Origin of the sequence: Hymenobacter crusticola, from assembly GCF_002154225.1 — a bacterium.
Taxonomy (GTDB): domain Bacteria; phylum Bacteroidota; class Bacteroidia; order Cytophagales; family Hymenobacteraceae; genus Hymenobacter; species Hymenobacter crusticola.
Genome location: NZ_MTSE01000118.1, coordinates 1 through 801 on the forward strand (window position 1 = coordinate 1; position 801 = coordinate 801).

The following is an 801-nucleotide window of genomic DNA, read 5'->3' on the forward strand; positions in this document are numbered from 1 at the left end:
AAGGAAGCCACCGCCATTGCCACCCGCACCCGCGATGCGCTCGCGGCCAAGAAAGCCCGCGGCCACGTTTTAGGGACGCCCGCCAATCTCACGGCTGACGCTACGGAACGGGGATTCGCCGTGCGCCAACAGAACGCCCGGGATCATCTGGCCAACCGGCAAGCCGCGCAACTAGCGACCTTGCTACATGCCACGGGCCTAACGCTGCGCGCCATTGCCCAGCGCCTGAACGAGTCCGGGTATCGCACCCGCAGAGGAAAACTCTTCCATCCCATGGGCGTGCAACGGTTACTAACGCGGACGGAGCAGAAACCTACTTAGGCACTATCACTACCCAACTGCCCAGTAGATGGGAGAAAGCAACAGAGGCCACCCAGTAGGCGGCCTCTGTTGACGTACCAACTATAGGATACCTTTAAGGCCGGTAGAACCGGGCCGAATAGGACTTGTGATTCACCAGCAGTTGCACCACGTACCAACCCATGGGCAGGTTCGGTAAGCGCAATTCTCCGCCCGCTAGCTGCGGGCCGTGTTCTCGGAGTACTACCTGGCCCGTGCTATTATATACGGCCAGCAGTGCTTCCGCTCCGAGCGGCGCCGTGAAGGAATACCGCAGCGTTTGGTCCGTTACCTGCGTGGGATAGACAAGCAGCTGGGGCGCTTGCGCCTCCAGGTGCACGGCCTGTACGGAGGAATACTGCACACTGCTATCTTGGTCGACTTGCCGCAGGCGGTAGTACAGGACGGGGCGTTGGTAACGCGTAATATGCAGGTCTCGCCACTGATAGGCATGCGCGCTTG

The 801-nt window shown here is 60.7% G+C and carries 2 protein-coding genes; one reads left to right on the forward strand and one right to left on the reverse strand.

Annotated elements, in window-relative coordinates:
- The coding region (locus BXP70_RS29120) for a recombinase family protein (protein ID WP_179197907.1) at positions 1–321 on the forward strand (321 nt) is incomplete at its 5' end.
- Between the two features lie 94 nt (positions 322–415).
- On the opposite strand, the gene BXP70_RS29125 is transcribed toward BXP70_RS29120, so the two are convergent.
- Positions 416–801: T9SS type A sorting domain-containing protein (locus BXP70_RS29125; RefSeq protein ID WP_143436796.1), on the reverse strand; the 386-nt coding region annotated here is incomplete at its 5' end.